Genomic DNA, 14,345 nt, shown 5'->3' on the forward strand with positions numbered 1-14,345 from the left:
TTTGTTTAAACCACCCCGTCAAAAATTCTATGAATTTTTGCCACCCCTCCAAAGGAGGGGAATTCAGAAGGGAAGATTACATTTATAACGTTTCTTTTAGCCAGTCGAAGAATTCTCTTTGCCAAACCAATCCGTTTTGTGGATGCAGCACCCAGTGATTTTCATTCGGGAAATAGACCAGTTTAGATTTTAAACCTCTCAGTTTTGCTGCCTGAAAGGCTTCCTGTCCTTGTTCGTAAGGCACTCTGAAGTCGATTCCACCCTGAACGATCATAATCGGCTTATTCCATTTATCAACAAAATTGCTTGGGTTGAATTCCGTATAAGCTTTTGGTTGCGGTTTTTCCCACGGTGAACCGAGATCCCAGTTCGCAAACCAAAGTTCTTCCGTTGTTAAATACCAAGATTTCATATCGAATAATCCATCGTGCGCGATGAACGTTTTGAATCTGTTTTCGTGAATTCCTGCTAACATAAATACGCTGTAACCTCCATAACTTGCTCCGACAGCAGCAACTCTGCTTCCGTCAACGTAAGGTAAAGTTTTTGCGTAATCTGTTGCGGCCAAATAATCTCTCATTGGTTGTCCTCCCCAGTCTCTTGAGATTTCTTCATTCCATTTTGTTCCCCAACCCGGCATTCCTCTTCTGTTTGGTGCAACAACAATGTATCCGTTGGCTGCCATTAAAGCAAAATTCCATCTTGTGCTGAAGAATTGTGTTAATGCAGATTGCGGACCTCCCTGACAATAAACAAGGGTTGGATATTTTTTATTCGGATCAAAGTTTGGCGGATAATGGAACCACACTCCCATTTCTTTTCCGTCCGAAGTTTTCACCATTTTTAGTTCAGATTTTCCCTGAGCCAACTGTGCATACATTTCTTTATTGGCTTCCGTAACCTGCTTCATTTCTCCGTTTTTAAGGTTGACAGAGAAAATATCTGTGGCGTGGTTAATATCGGTTCTTCCTACCAAAAGTGAAGTCTTCTGATCGGCAAAAATTTCGTTCACATCAAAATCACCTTTCGTGATCTGCTGCACTTTGGCATTTTTAGGATCTAAAGAGAATAACTGCTTCGTTCCTCTGAAAGCTGCCGTAAAATAGATCATTTTTGAATCTCCGCTCCAGAAAACATCTCCGGAAACACTTTCGTCCCAACCTGCGGTGAGGTTTGTTGTTTTTCCGGATTTCCAATCCATGATTTTTACATCATTTTTATCGGCTTCATAACCATCTCTTGACATACTCTGCCACAAAAGTGATTTTCCGTCCGGACTGAATTTCGGATTAACGTCGTATCCTTTATTAGATTCAGTTAAATTTTTTGTTGTTCCTGAAGCAAGATCATATGCAAAAATATCCGTGTTTGTGCTTGTAGAGTATTCTCTACCGCTTTTCGGTTTAGTTACATATAAAAGCTGTGCAGAATCCGGACTCCAGATGAAATCTTCCGCTCCGCCAAAAGGTCTTTGCGGAGAATCCCACATTTTCCCTTCCAGTAAATCTTTTGCAGCATCTGCTTTATCCGAAACATTTACTACGAAAACATGATTGTATTTCCCTTCATTGAAATAATCCCAGTGTCTGTGATTCAGATCTGTATAAACTTGCGCGGTGGTTTTCGGAGTATCGGAATATTTGTCTTTTCCCATTACTTTTTCCACCAAAACCTGCTTACTGAAGGCTATTTTTTTACCGTCGGGAGAAATAACAATGTTGTCTGCTTCACCGATGGTATAAAATTCCGTCCATGTTTTACCGTTGTCTTTTGAAAGGAAAATCTTATCGCCTTCCTGCGCGTACAATCCGTTTTTATCCCACTGAATCAGTGCTTTTTTGCCTAAATCAACTTTCACGGACTGATTGTTCAGAACATTCAGGAAATAGTTCTCGCTTTTTGTTTTTTCGGTTTTAAGATCGGTCTGTCCTATTTTGTAGATTAACGAAGACTGATCGGGAGAAACTGCCTGTACTCCAACTTTTTTCAAAGTCCATAAAATTTCAGGCGTCATTAGTTGTTGTGCATTCATTAAGAGCGGAGCTGCCAAAGCCAGCAGACTGTACTTAAGTTTCATATTAATTCATTTTTTATGACTTTATCATTCAATCCAATCATAAAGTCTTTATTTAATTCAAAGATTGCCAAAGTTAACTATTTTTAAAACACAAACGCACACAAAAAATCGCCTGTCGTTTTAACAGGCGATTTTATATCATTTCAAATTTTAAATTAATCTCCGTCCGAAAACATTGAGTTTGCCAGTGAGCTGACAATGGAAAGCAGGATGCTGAAAATCAGCGCCCACAAAAATCCGTCTACCATCATGCTGTCTATAAAATAATCGGCGATCAGGATAATAATTGCATTGATTACTAAGGTGAACAGTCCCAATGTAATGATCGTTAAAGGCAATCCTAAAATATTAAGAATAGGTTTTACAATTAAATTCAAAAGTCCTAAAACGATGGCAAAAATGATCGCTCCGCCAAATCCTGTAAAGTGTACTCCCGGTAAGATCCATGTTAAAAGATAGGCAACAATGGCCGTTACCAAAAGTCGAATAATTAAGTTCATAGTATGATTTTTTAATGTTGTTGATGAATGTTCCTGTGCAAAAGCTATTCCACTTGTTTGAAAAATTATCTGATCTTCATCATCGTGACCAAGGATGTTGCAACGTGGCTTTCAGATGCTCCGTTTTCATCAGCCACATAAATTTCAGTGCGGATCACGCTGATCTTTGAACCTCCTTTTATCACATAAGATTTCGAAATTAAAGCTTCTCCAATGGCAGGTCTTAAATAATTGACTTTCAATTCAACGGTTACCACATAGCAGTCTTCTTCGTAATGACTTACTGCCGCGTAACCGGAAGAAACATCCACCAAAGAAGCAATCATGGCTCCGTTGAACATTCCTGCTTTTCGGGTCATTAAATCCATTTTAGGGATTTTCATGGAAATGAAGTCGGTTTCCACTTCCAGAAGTTCGGCTTTGTAGAATTTTAATGTTTCGGAGCGGTTGAAGCTGTCGGTGATGAGCTGTTTTTTATGGGGTGTCATTTTTTGTTTATAATTTGAACACAAGTTGCACAATTTTTTTTACAAATGCGAAAATATTATGTTTGCTTTTGATTTAAACACGAATGGCACGGATAGATTTCACAAATTTTATTTTTAAACACGAATTGCACGAATAATTTTTTCACAAATGGCGCAAATATTTTAACCATGAACGATATTTGAGAGGTTAGAATTATTATGTTTTGGCTGAAGCCGTTGTTTTGGGTAAAATGTGAAAGCGGACTAAAGTCCGCTCCTATTGATGTTTCGTTGTGGTAATCGTGAAAATATTTGTGGTATTTGTGTTTAATTTTTAGTTTAAAACAATCTGAAATTGCTCATCCATCGCTAAAATACCTTCTGCCAAACTTTCAGGATGGGTGGTGAAGCCTTTTAATTTTGAGGTTTTGCCTTTTAAGACCAAATCCATTAATTGCTTATCCGAAAGTTTTTTTCCGAAGATTTCAAAGGAAACTTTAAAGCCGCAATTTTTAAAATCGGAACATCCGACAGCGGTTTTTCCTTTCATCAAATGGTGTTCTTTGCATTTCGGGCATTTGGTTTCTTCCCAGGATTGAAGTTCTTTTTTAACGGCGGGTTCGCGTTTTTTCTTTTCTTTTACCTCCTCCACTTTTTCTTCTTCCAAAGAAATCACTTTCCCTTTTCCGTCGACTACTTTTTTAGTAAGCTCCGTCACCATCTGGATGAGCTCTTCCTTAAAATGATTTGCTTCATATTCGCCTTTTTCAATTTTTCGGAGTTTCAGTTCCCATTCTCCCGTTAATTCGGGACTTTTCAGCAATTCATCTTCAATGGTATCGATCAGTTGAATTCCGGTTTGGGTAGCGATGAGATTTTTTCTTTTCTTCTCGATATACTTCCGCTTGAAAAGCGTTTCGATAATATTGGCGCGGGTTGAAGGTCTTCCGATACCGTTGTTTTTCAGGAGTTCGCGCAGTTCATCATCTTCCACCTGTTTTCCTGCGGTTTCCATAGCTCTCAGCAAAGTTGCTTCCGTGTATGGTTTTGGCGGAGTCGTTTTTCCCTGATGGATCATCGGATCATGTGGTCCGGTTTCTCCGACGGTAAATTCGGGAATGGTCTGTTCTTCTTCCTTTTCTTTTTCTTTATCGTTGGGTTCTTCTTTCGGTTCTTTGGCGTAAACGGCTCTCCATCCCGGTTCCAATATCTGCCTTCCGCTGGTTTTGAAAGGAATGGTTCCTACTTTTCCTTCTACTAAAGTATTGGAAATTTTACACTCGGGATAAAATACGGCAATGAAACGTTTCGCAACCAGATCATAAACTAACTTTTCTTCCCTGCTTAAATTCTGGGAAGGCGGAACTTCCGTCGGAATAATTGCGTGGTGATCTGTTACTTTGGTATCATCAAAAACCGCTTTCGATTTGGGAATCGGAGCTTCCAGTAAAGGGGCGATAAGTTCCTGATAAAAATACATTTTCTTCAGAATTCCTTCGATTTTCGGATATAAACTTTCAGACAAATAGGTTGTATCCACACGCGGATACGTAACGTGCTTTTTCTCGTAAAGACTCTGAATATAATTTAAAGTATTCTCCGCAGAATAGCCGTATTTTTTGTTGGCTTCCACCTGAAGTGCCGTCAAATCAAACAGTCTCGGATTTTTTTCTTTTCCTTCTTTAATTTCAAAGGATACGATTTCGAAAGGATTCTGTTTTAAATATTCCAGCCCTTTTTCTGCTCGTTCCAAAGTTTTGAGACGGTCGATCGCTGCGTTAAAAATAACTTCGCGGTATTTGGTTTTCAGTTCCCAATATTCTTCGGTGGTAAAAGCATCAATTTCTTTCTGACGCTGAACAAGCATTGCCAACGTGGGAGTCTGAACTCTTCCGATGGAAAGAACGGCTTTATTTCCCCCAAATTTTTTGGTGAAAAGTCGCGTTGCATTGATTCCTAATAACCAATCTCCAATCGCTCTTGCGTTTCCGGCAAGGTAGAGATTTTTGTAATCTTCGGCAGGTTTTAGATTAGCAAAACCTTCTTTAATCGCTTCTTCGGTAAGGGATGAAATCCACAAACGCTGAATGGGTTTATTGCATTTTGCTTTCTGTAAAACCCATCTCTGGATCAGCTCTCCTTCCTGACCGGCATCCCCGCAATTGATGACCTCATCACATTCTTCAACCAGTCTTTCAATAACTTTAAACTGATTTTCTACGCCTTTGTTGGGGATTAATTTGATCCCGAAATTATTGGGAATAATGGGCAGCAGAAACAGGTTCCACGATTTGTACTGCGGACCGTAATCGTGTGGTTCTTTGAGGGTGCAAAGATGCCCGAAAGTCCATGTCACACAATAGCCATTTCCTTCCATATAGCCCTGCTTCGGCGTGGTGGCGCCCAACACTTTGGCGATATCTCTGGCAACACTGGGTTTTTCGGCAATACAAAGTTTCATGAATGTCTCGGAATTTTTTGGAGAGGGCAAAAATCGGGATTTTTTTTGGATTTTGCTAATTTGCGGATTGTTGGTTGAAAATAAGCTTGTCTGAACTTTTAAAATGAAGGGTATTACTTAATTTTTTGAAAATAGATACGTTGTGATTGTCATTCCGGAGGAATCTATATTCGAATATTTTTGTGTGAATTTCTTAGATCCTTTCAGGATGACAGATGTGCCGGAAAAGAATTCAGAATTAAAAGACAATTTTGTCTGGAAAAATTCAAAACAGTCCTGTAACGGCTTTTTGGGTAACCGGGAAAGTATGTTTCACCCCTGCAAGAGACTTTCCGGGAACCTCGAAAGCTTCCTGCACCCCTGCGACAAACTTTCCGGAAGGCGGGAAACCTTCTTACACCCCTGCAAGAAACTTTCCCGGAAATTAAAAAAGCTCCCTTAAAAAGAGAGCTTCAAAACAATTCATACCTTATCACTACACTTCCATCGGAACTTCCATGAGAAGAATCTCTGTGTTTTCCGATGTGGATTTTATGTTTAATTCGGAAATATCCCAAATTCCGAAGCCGTCTCTTTCTTCCAGTTTCTGTCGTTCAATTTCTGCGCTTCCTTTGATGATGAAAACGTAGACACCGTTTCCTTTTTTCTTTATCTGATATTGGGTTTCAGCCGTATTTTCAAAATCTCCGAGATGAAACCATGCTTCCTGATGGATCCATATTCCGTCGTCTTGAGGATCGGGTGAAAGGATCTGCTGAAATCTGTTTTGACTTTTCGTTCTGTCGAGTTTCATCTGGTCGTATCGCGGCGTGACATTTCTTTTATTGGGATAGACCCAGATTTGCAGAAATTTAACCAAATCGCCTTCATCTTTACTGAATTCACTGTGCATTAATCCTGTTCCGGCGCTCATGACCTGAATTTCGCCGCCTTTTATTTCGTTATGGTTTCCCAGATTGTCATGATGGATCAGGGTTCCTTCCAGTGCAATGCTGATGATTTCCATATTGTCGTGAGGATGCGTTCCGAAGCCTTTTCCGGCTTCAACAGTATCGTCATTCAGCACTCTTAAGGCGCCGAACTGCATTTTTTCGGGGTCATAAAATTCTCCGAAGCTGAATGTCTTTTTACTGACCAGCCACTGTTCGTTGGTTACCCCTCTTGAATCTGCGCGGTGCACTACTCTGTTTTCAGGCTTTTTTACTGCTGCAAAACTGTTTTCCACCTCGTTGAACAGCAATCCGCTTCCGCCGCCGTAATGTTCTATTACTTTTATATTTTCATCAAAATTTCTGCAAAAAACACTGATCTGTTTTTCGAACTGCTCTTCCAGACCGGAACTCAGCAAAACTATATCCACGGGATTATTTTTGATAAAATCCTCGCTCTTGCTTTCATCACTCAGAATTTCAGCCTTCCATCCATCATTTTTTTCGATAATTCTTTGTAAGGTTGCAAGAATTTCGACATTTTTTCCGATTATCAAAAAGTTCAGTGCTTTCATTTTGATTCAATTAAAAGTTAATGGTTTACAATTATAAATTTTTACAGTTCTTCTTTGAACCATACATCGCTGTATTCGTCGGGACGGCGTTTGAACTGGGCGTGAACATACGGACACAACGGAACAATTTTGAGCTGATGTTCTCTTGCGTAGGAAACCAGCTTTTCCAGCAGGATCTTCGCAAATCCTCTGCCTTCAAATTCTTCGTTTACTTCCGTATGGTATACCGTTAATTTATCTCCAATGACAGAGATGTCCATTTTTCCTGCTTTTTTATCGTCTGAGAAAAGCTGAATCTCTCCTCTTACATTTCCTAAAACAACTTCTGTTCTTTCCATAATTTTGATTTTTAATGATGATGTAAAATTAGGCACCCTGAATTTGCCGGATCATGATGTATGATAATAAATCCGTTTTATTTTGATTAAACTGAAAGAAGCCGTGAATTATTTTTTAACGTGATGAACATAAATTTTCTGTCTGTATTGCTATAAATTTTTCGTTTGCGAAGGGGGTTAAACGCAACGAAGGCTTGATTTTCGGAACATCAACAGGAAGTTCAAAGCTATTATTTGGCTTTTTTTGAGAGAAATCACTGGTGAATTGATAGTATTTTCAAAAATTAAATCATTAAAAATCAAAACATTAAAAACAAGAGATCAATTTATTTTCTAAAAAGCCTACTTTTTTAGTGGACTAATAGAAAAATATGTTTTATATTTGCAACCGTAATCAGGATATAATAATACAATGAAAGCAGAATTCAAGAACAGCACCGTAAGAAAACATATCAATCATTTTATGATGATGTATTGCTGTATGCCTATGCTTCATTCCTGTTGTGGTTAACCTTACTTTTATATGACATATTTCTAAAGGCTTTACCACGTTGTAGAGCCTTTTTTATTTTAAAAACAACATTAAAAAATATCATGAATACTAATAAAAACAAATGGCTGATTCCTATAGCCTTCATCAATATTTATGTAATATGGGGAATTACTTTCCTCGCCATTTCTTTCGGGTTAAACGGATTTCCGCCTTTTATTCTTTCGGGGTTCAGATTTTTGGGCGCAGGAATAGCAATGATCGGCTATCTGCTCTTAAAAGGTGAAAAAGCCAATTCTGTCATCAACTGGAAAAAAAATGCCATCACCGGAATTCTCATCCTTACGGGAGGAACGGGATTGGTTGCGTGGGGAGAACAATATGTAACCGCTTCTGAAGCAGCCATTGCTATTGCAACGGGACCTTTTTGGTTTATCGCCATTGATAAGAAAAACTGGAGTTATTATTTCTCGGATAAGTTTATTCCTTTAGGTTTGGTGATCGGGTTTGCAGGACTTATTTTATTTCTCAACGGAAGTGTAAGTTCTTCCGGTTCGCATACACAAACGGCAGATGCTTCAATCAGGATAATTGCATTTGTTGTTCTGGGACTAAGTTCCGTAGCGTGGGTTTTAGGATCTCTTTATTCCAAAAAAAATCCGGCTGGCCATTCAACTTTTATGAATATTGCCCAACAGCTTATTACTGCCGGTATTGCTTCATTTATTATTGCGTTTTTCAGAAATGAATGGACTGGTTTTTCAATCATAAAAGTACCGTTAAACGCATGGTCAGGATTGTTTTTCCTTATTGTATTCGGATCAATCATCGCTTACCTTTCGTATATCTGGCTTTTGTCTGTAAAACCTGCCGCTTTGGTAAGTACGCATACTTACATCAATCCTATTGTTACTGTAATTGCGGGCTGGATCGTTGCAAATCAGACCATCAACATCAACCAGTTTTACGGATTGATTGTTATTCTTGCCGGAGTTCTTTTAACGAACGTGACTAAATATTTTAAGCTTTCCAAGCGGTCTAAAGTGAAAATAAGAAGAGTGATAAGACACGTGAACAAAACCGCAAGACCTTATCAGCCAATATAAAATTTAAGTAAAAAATGATAGAGATAAAGAATGTTTCAAAAACATTTCATCAGAAAAAACAGTCGTTTAAGGCGCTGAATAATGTAAGTCTGACGATTGAACAGGGCGATATTGTAGGAATCATCGGATTTTCGGGAGCGGGAAAAAGTACGTTAATCCGAACGGTGAATCTTCTTGAAAAACCTGACAGCGGTGAAATTGTGATTAACGGAAAGGATTTTACGAAATTAAATTCGAGACAATTAGCCCAGGAAAGGAAAAAGATCGGGATGATTTTTCAGCATTTTAATCTGCTTTCTTCGAGAACTGTTTTTGAAAATATTGCGCTTCCGTTAGAGCTGGATCATGTCAGCAAAACTGAAATTAATAAAAAAGTAAATGAACTGCTGAAAATCGTAGGACTGGAAGACAAAGCAAATGATTATCCTAAAAGTCTTTCGGGAGGACAAAAACAGAGGGTTGCTATTGCAAGGGCTTTAGCAAATGATCCTTATCTCCTGCTCTGTGATGAAGCGACGAGTGCGCTCGATCCTGCAACCACACAATCGATTTTACAATTGTTGAGGGATATTAATCAGAGACTTGGAATTACGATTTTGCTGATTACGCACGAAATGGAAGTCATCAAAACGGTTTGCAACCATGTTGCGGTAATCGACAAAGGTCAACTATTAATTAAAGGAACTTTAAGCGAGATTGTCTCGAACAAAGAGAATCCTATCATTAAACAATTTTTAAACTCTAGTGTTATGACGATACCACAGGAACTGAATAAAAAACTACAGCAAGAGCCACAAGACGGATTATTTCCATTGGTGGAAGTAGAACTTAATGAAAATATATCGGTGGAAGAACTGCTTTCCATTGTTTACGATAAATATAAAATTCCATACAAACTGCTGAAAGCGGATGTTGAATATTTAGGCGATTCCAATTTTGGAAAACTATTGCTTCAGCTTCAAGGAGAAGAGGAGAAAAATCAGCAGGCCATTTATTATTTCAATCAGAATAAAATTCAAAATACGGTAAGAGGATATGCTTAGTGATACGGTGATTTCTCTTTTATCAAAGGGAATTTGGGAGACGGTTTTTATGACGTTTGTTTCGGGGTTTTTCGGATTTGTTCTGGGTTTGCCTGTCGGAATTCTATTGTTTTTAACACGGAAAGGACAGCTTTTGGAAAATGTAATTTATAACAGGATTTTATCTGTTCTGGTGAATATTTTCCGTTCTATTCCTTTTATTATTTTAATTGTGTGGATGATTCCTTTCACGAGAAGTCTGGTGGGAACGTCTATCGGGGTAAACGCAGCTTTGGTTCCTTTAAGCATCGGAGCGGCTCCTTTTATCGCAAGACTGGTAGAAAACAGCTTACTGGAAGTTCCTCATGGACTAATTGAAACCGCAAGAGCTTTGGGAGCAAGCCCGTTTCAGATTATCAGAAAAATATTATTACCGGAAGCACTTCCTTCTTTGATTAATAACGCAACAATTACCTTAATTACGCTTGTCGGCTATTCTGCGATGGGAGGAGCTGTCGGAGCCGGCGGATTGGGACAGATCGGTTATCAGTACGGCTACATCGGTTATGATGCCGTGATTATGAATCTTGTGTTGGGATTGCTGGTTGCGATTGTTTTTATCATTCAGTTTTCGGGAGACCGATTAGCGAAGAGGTTTGATCATCGTTGAGTTTTTTGAGTGGGAGGGTTTTTGAGTTGGAGGGTGTGAGTGTTTGAGTGTGTGAGAGTGAGTGTGTGTGAGTATTTTGAAAATAATGTGATAAGTGTGAATGTGAAATAGTGTGGTGGTTTGAAAATTTCAGCCATCAATCGGGCGAAAATCAGCAAAAAGGAGTAAAAGCCATATTTATTTATTAAAGAATTTTAAAAATCTAACCTTTTTGCTTTTCGCCCTTTTTTTAAAAGAAAATAATTTACAATGAAAAAAATAAAGATTTTAAGTTTTTTAGCGGCGGGTTTGTTAGCATTTACCGGCTGTAATTCATCAAAAAAAGAGGATCCGAACTTTATAAAAGTAGGAATAACTTCAGGACCGGAACAGGAAATTGCCGAAGTGGCGAAAAAAGTAGCGAAGGAAAAATACAACCTTGAAGTAGAGCTGGTTTCCTTCAACGATTATGTGGTTCCCAATGAAGCTCTGAATAACGGTGATATTGACGCCAATGCTTTTCAGCACGTTCCTTATTTAACCGAACAATCCAAACAGAGAGGATATAAATTAGCGGTTGTAGGAAATACTTTTGTTTACCCTATCGTTGCGTATTCAAAGAAAATTAAAAGCATCAATGAACTTCAGAACGGAAGCACAGTTGTAATTCCGAATGATCCTACCAATGGCGGACGTTCCTTACTTCTTTTACAGAAAAACGGTTTGCTGAAACTGAAAGACGGCATCGGACTTTTACCGAAAGTAACGGATATTGTTGCCAATCCTAAACAGTTAAAAATCCTTGAAATTGAAGCGCCGCAACTGCCGAGAGTGTTGGATGATAAAGAAGTGGTGATTGCCATTATCAACAATAATTTTGCGGCTCAGGCGGGATTGGATGCCGATAAACAGGGAATTTTCAAAGAAGATAAAGATTCTCCTTATGTAAATGTAATTGTTTCAAGAGAAGATAACAAAACCTCCGAAAAGGTAAAAAATTTCGTAAAAGCCTATGAATCTGATGAAGTGGTAAAAAAGGCGGAAGAAATTTTCAAAGGCGGTGCTGTAAAAGGCTGGAACTGATTTGAGGGAATTGTGAATGGTGAATAGTGAATTTTTCCGTTATGCTTTAAAATTCATCACTAACAATCCACCATTGACAATTCACCATTGACATTTTAAAAAAGTCTATTATTATATATTCAGACATTGTTTCAGTTTTTTGAAATGATGTCTTTTTTATTTTCAAATCACGGGTTATTAAAAATTATTTATTTAAAAATATATTTTCTCAATTTGAGATAATAAAATTTTTTGCTATTTTTGTTTCCAATCAAAAAAGGCTTTTTATGTTTAAGAAAACCGCCATTGTAAGTTTATTCACATTTATTTCTGCTTCTTATATGGCTCAAAATACACCGCTTCCTGTTTATTTAGACGAATCCAAACCTGTGGAATTACGGGTAAAAGATGCCCTTTCCAGAATGACTCTGGAAGAAAAAGTGGCGATGCTTCATGCCCAGTCAAAATTCAGTTCGCCGGGAGTTCCGAGATTGGGAATTCCTGAATTCTGGACAACGGACGGTCCTCACGGAGTTCGCCCGGAAGTGATGTGGGACGAATGGAATCAGGCAGGCTGGACGAACGACTCCATTATCGCCTATCCTGCTTTAACGGCACTTTCCGCGACATGGAATAAAAAAATGTCCTGGAATTACGGTAAAGCATTGGGTGAAGAAGCCCGTTACCGAAAAAAAGATATTCTTCTGGGACCAGGAGTTAATATTTACAGAACTCCACTCAACGGAAGAAATTTCGAATACATGGGTGAAGATCCTTATCTGACTTCAAAAATGGTAGTTCCTTACATCAAAGGAGTACAATCCAACGGTGTGGCAACTTCTGTAAAGCATTTCGCCCTGAACAATCAGGAAATGTTCCGCCATACCAGCAATGTAAAAGTGGACGACAGAACGTTGTACGAAATTTATCTTCCGGCTTTCAAAGCGGCTGTAACAGAAGGTGATTCTTGGACGATCATGGGAGCTTATGATATGTATAAAGGTCAGTATTCTAGCCAGAACCAATATCTTCTGAACGATATTTTAAAAGGAGAATGGAAATATAAAGGGGTCGTGGTTTCCGACTGGGGTGCTGTTAACAATACCGAACAGGCTATCCATAACGGACTGGATTTGGAATTCGGAAGCTGGACAAACGGACTTTCAGCAGGTACAAAAAATGCTTACGACAATTATTATCTGGCAAAGCCTTATTTAGATTTAATTAAATCCGGAAAAGTAGGAACGAAAGAGTTGGACGATAAGGTTTCAAGGCTTTTAAATCTTGCGTATAAAACAACAATGAACCGAAACAAACCTTTCGGAAATATCGCTTCAGAAGAGCATAAAGCTATTGCAAAAGAAATCGGGGAAGAAGGAATTGTATTGTTGAAAAATCAGGGAAATATTCTTCCGATTGATCTGAATAAAGCTAAAAAAATAGCGGTCATTGGTGAAAATGCTATTAAAATCATGACCGTTGGCGGAGGTTCTTCTTCATTAAAAGTAAAATACGAAACGCTTCCTTTAGACGGAATTAAGGCGAGATTCGGGAAACAGTCGGATGTACAATACGCAAGAGGTTATGTGGGAGACATCGGCGGAGAATACAATGGGGTAAAATCCGGACAGGATTTAAAAGATAACCGTTCTGAAGCTGAATTATTAAACGAAGCCGTAGAACTGGCAAAAAAATCTGATTATGTTATTTTCGTTGGAGGATTAAACAAAGCAGATTTTCAGGACAGTGAAGGGAACGACAGAAAAAGTTACGGATTGCCTTACAATCAGGATAATGTAATTGCTGCATTGGCAAAGGCGAATAAAAATCTTGCGGTTGTTCTGGTTTCCGGAAATGCGGTGGCAATGCCGTGGATTAAAGAAGTTCCGACTGTTGTTCAGGCTTGGTATTTGGGTTCTGAGGCAGGAAATTCTATTGCTTCGGTTTTAGCAGGTGATGCAAACCCATCAGGAAAACTGCCTTTCACTTTCCCTGTGAAACTGGAAGACAATTCTGCGCATCAGTTGGGAGAATATCCCGGAAATAAAGCGGAATTGGCAGCGGATAAAGGCAAAGATCAGAAAAATCCGATCAACATCGCATACAATGAAGGAATTTTTGTGGGATACCGATGGCATGATACGAAAAAAATAAAACCTTTATTCAGTTTCGGACATGGTTTAAGCTACACCACTTTCGAATTTGGAAAAGCCAAAGTCGATAAAACAACGATGTCTCAGGATGATAAAATCACGTTTACGGTTTCTGTGAAAAATACAGGGAAAAGAGCCGGAGCGGAAGTTGCCCAACTGTATATTTCCGACCTTAAATCGTCTGTTGAAAGACCGGCTAAAGAATTAAAAGGTTTTGAAAAAGTGTATCTGAATCCGGGAGAAGAAAAAGAAGTAACATTTACCATTGATCAATCTGCTTTAAGTTTCTTCGATCCCCAAAAACATGATTGGGTTGCAGAACCGGGAGATTTTGAAGCACAGATCGGTAATTCTTCCGATGCCATAAAAACGAAGGTGAAGTTTACGTTAAAGTAATCTTACTTATATATTTCTAAAACGAAATGCCCGGATTTTCTCCGGGCATTTTTCGTATAAAAAATTTTCAATTACGGAAAACCGTAAAAAATTTATTTTTCATGTATTTACATTTGTATC

Annotated in this window: 12 protein-coding genes; 6 read left to right on the top strand and 6 right to left on the bottom strand. The window is 38.5% G+C overall.

Annotated elements, in window-relative coordinates:
• Positions 1-82: 82 nt before the first annotated feature.
• The 4 genes from KKI44_RS05810 to KKI44_RS05825 all read right to left on the bottom strand — a co-directional run bounded on the left by KKI44_RS05810 (position 83) and on the right by KKI44_RS05825 (position 5,505).
• Positions 83-2,077: a S9 family peptidase gene (locus KKI44_RS05810; RefSeq protein WP_214590258.1), complete on the bottom strand. Its 1,995-nt coding sequence runs from the start codon at positions 2,075-2,077 to the stop codon at positions 83-85.
• A gap of 155 nt (positions 2,078-2,232) precedes the next feature.
• Positions 2,233-2,577 carry a phage holin family protein gene (locus tag KKI44_RS05815; RefSeq protein WP_116099500.1) on the bottom strand — a complete coding sequence of 115 codons (345 nt, stop codon included), beginning with the start codon at positions 2,575-2,577 and terminating at the stop codon, positions 2,233-2,235.
• Between the two features lie 65 nt (positions 2,578-2,642).
• Positions 2,643-3,065 (bottom strand): PaaI family thioesterase, encoded by a 423-nt coding sequence (locus KKI44_RS05820; RefSeq protein ID WP_214590259.1) that lies wholly within the window; start codon positions 3,063-3,065, stop codon positions 2,643-2,645.
• 313 nt (positions 3,066-3,378) lie between these two features.
• Positions 3,379-5,505, bottom strand: coding sequence for a type IA DNA topoisomerase (locus tag KKI44_RS05825; RefSeq protein ID WP_214590260.1), 2,127 nt, complete (start codon positions 5,503-5,505; stop codon positions 3,379-3,381).
• A gap of 251 nt (positions 5,506-5,756) precedes the next feature.
• Here KKI44_RS05825 and KKI44_RS05830 point away from each other — a divergent pair, with 251 nt between their 5' ends.
• Entirely contained in the window at positions 5,757-5,933 is a 177-nt protein-coding gene (locus KKI44_RS05830) for a hypothetical protein (protein WP_214590261.1), read from the top strand.
• A gap of 47 nt (positions 5,934-5,980) precedes the next feature.
• On the opposite strand, the gene KKI44_RS05835 is transcribed toward KKI44_RS05830, so the two are convergent.
• Positions 5,981-7,009: a pirin family protein gene (locus KKI44_RS05835; RefSeq protein ID WP_214590262.1), complete on the bottom strand. Its 1,029-nt coding sequence runs from the start codon at positions 7,007-7,009 to the stop codon at positions 5,981-5,983.
• A gap of 41 nt (positions 7,010-7,050) precedes the next feature.
• Positions 7,051-7,347: a GNAT family N-acetyltransferase gene (locus KKI44_RS05840; RefSeq protein WP_214590263.1), complete on the bottom strand. Its 297-nt coding sequence runs from the start codon at positions 7,345-7,347 to the stop codon at positions 7,051-7,053.
• Between the two features lie 594 nt (positions 7,348-7,941).
• Between KKI44_RS05840 and KKI44_RS05845 the strand changes: the two genes are divergently transcribed.
• The 5 genes from KKI44_RS05845 to KKI44_RS05865 all read left to right on the top strand — a co-directional run bounded on the left by KKI44_RS05845 (position 7,942) and on the right by KKI44_RS05865 (position 14,225).
• Positions 7,942-8,943, top strand: a complete 1,002-nt coding sequence (locus KKI44_RS05845; protein ID WP_214590264.1) for an EamA family transporter — start codon at positions 7,942-7,944, stop codon at positions 8,941-8,943.
• Between the two features lie 14 nt (positions 8,944-8,957).
• Positions 8,958-9,986 (top strand): methionine ABC transporter ATP-binding protein, encoded by a 1,029-nt coding sequence (locus tag KKI44_RS05850; protein ID WP_214590265.1) that lies wholly within the window; start codon positions 8,958-8,960, stop codon positions 9,984-9,986.
• Positions 9,979-10,635, top strand: a complete 657-nt coding sequence (gene metI, locus KKI44_RS05855) for a methionine ABC transporter permease MetI (protein WP_214590266.1) — start codon at positions 9,979-9,981, stop codon at positions 10,633-10,635. Before KKI44_RS05850 ends, metI begins: the two co-directional genes overlap by 8 nt.
• Positions 10,636-10,884: 249 nt before the next feature.
• A complete protein-coding gene (gene metQ, locus KKI44_RS05860; protein ID WP_214590267.1) occupies positions 10,885-11,697 on the top strand; it encodes a methionine ABC transporter substrate-binding lipoprotein MetQ in 813 nt (270 codons plus the stop codon).
• Between the two features lie 266 nt (positions 11,698-11,963).
• A complete protein-coding gene (locus tag KKI44_RS05865; protein ID WP_214590268.1) occupies positions 11,964-14,225 on the top strand; it encodes a glycoside hydrolase family 3 C-terminal domain-containing protein in 2,262 nt (753 codons plus the stop codon).
• The last annotated feature ends 120 nt before the right edge of the window (positions 14,226-14,345 follow it).

This window comes from Chryseobacterium sp. ZHDP1, assembly GCF_018603435.1.
GTDB classification, from domain to species: Bacteria; Bacteroidota; Bacteroidia; order Flavobacteriales; family Weeksellaceae; genus Chryseobacterium; species Chryseobacterium indicum.

What these genes read in the sequence shown, in the direction of transcription:
- KKI44_RS05810 (WP_214590258.1), bottom strand. Translation starts at nt 2,077, where the DNA reads ATGAAACTTAAGTACAGTCTGCTGGCTTTGGCAGCTCCGCTCTTAATG.
- KKI44_RS05815 (WP_116099500.1), bottom strand. Translation starts at nt 2,577, where the DNA reads ATGAACTTAATTATTCGACTTTTGGTAACGGCCATTGTTGCCTATCTT.
- KKI44_RS05820 (WP_214590259.1), bottom strand. Translation starts at nt 3,065, where the DNA reads ATGACACCCCATAAAAAACAGCTCATCACCGACAGCTTCAACCGCTCC.
- KKI44_RS05825 (WP_214590260.1), bottom strand. Translation starts at nt 5,505, where the DNA reads ATGAAACTTTGTATTGCCGAAAAACCCAGTGTTGCCAGAGATATCGCC.
- KKI44_RS05835 (WP_214590262.1), bottom strand. Translation starts at nt 7,009, where the DNA reads ATGAAAGCACTGAACTTTTTGATAATCGGAAAAAATGTCGAAATTCTT.
- KKI44_RS05840 (WP_214590263.1), bottom strand. Translation starts at nt 7,347, where the DNA reads ATGGAAAGAACAGAAGTTGTTTTAGGAAATGTAAGAGGAGAGATTCAG.
- KKI44_RS05845 (WP_214590264.1), top strand. Translation starts at nt 7,942, where the DNA reads ATGAATACTAATAAAAACAAATGGCTGATTCCTATAGCCTTCATCAAT.
- KKI44_RS05850 (WP_214590265.1), top strand. Translation starts at nt 8,958, where the DNA reads ATGATAGAGATAAAGAATGTTTCAAAAACATTTCATCAGAAAAAACAG.
- metI (WP_214590266.1), top strand. Translation starts at nt 9,979, where the DNA reads ATGCTTAGTGATACGGTGATTTCTCTTTTATCAAAGGGAATTTGGGAG.
- metQ (WP_214590267.1), top strand. Translation starts at nt 10,885, where the DNA reads ATGAAAAAAATAAAGATTTTAAGTTTTTTAGCGGCGGGTTTGTTAGCA.
- KKI44_RS05865 (WP_214590268.1), top strand. Translation starts at nt 11,964, where the DNA reads ATGTTTAAGAAAACCGCCATTGTAAGTTTATTCACATTTATTTCTGCT.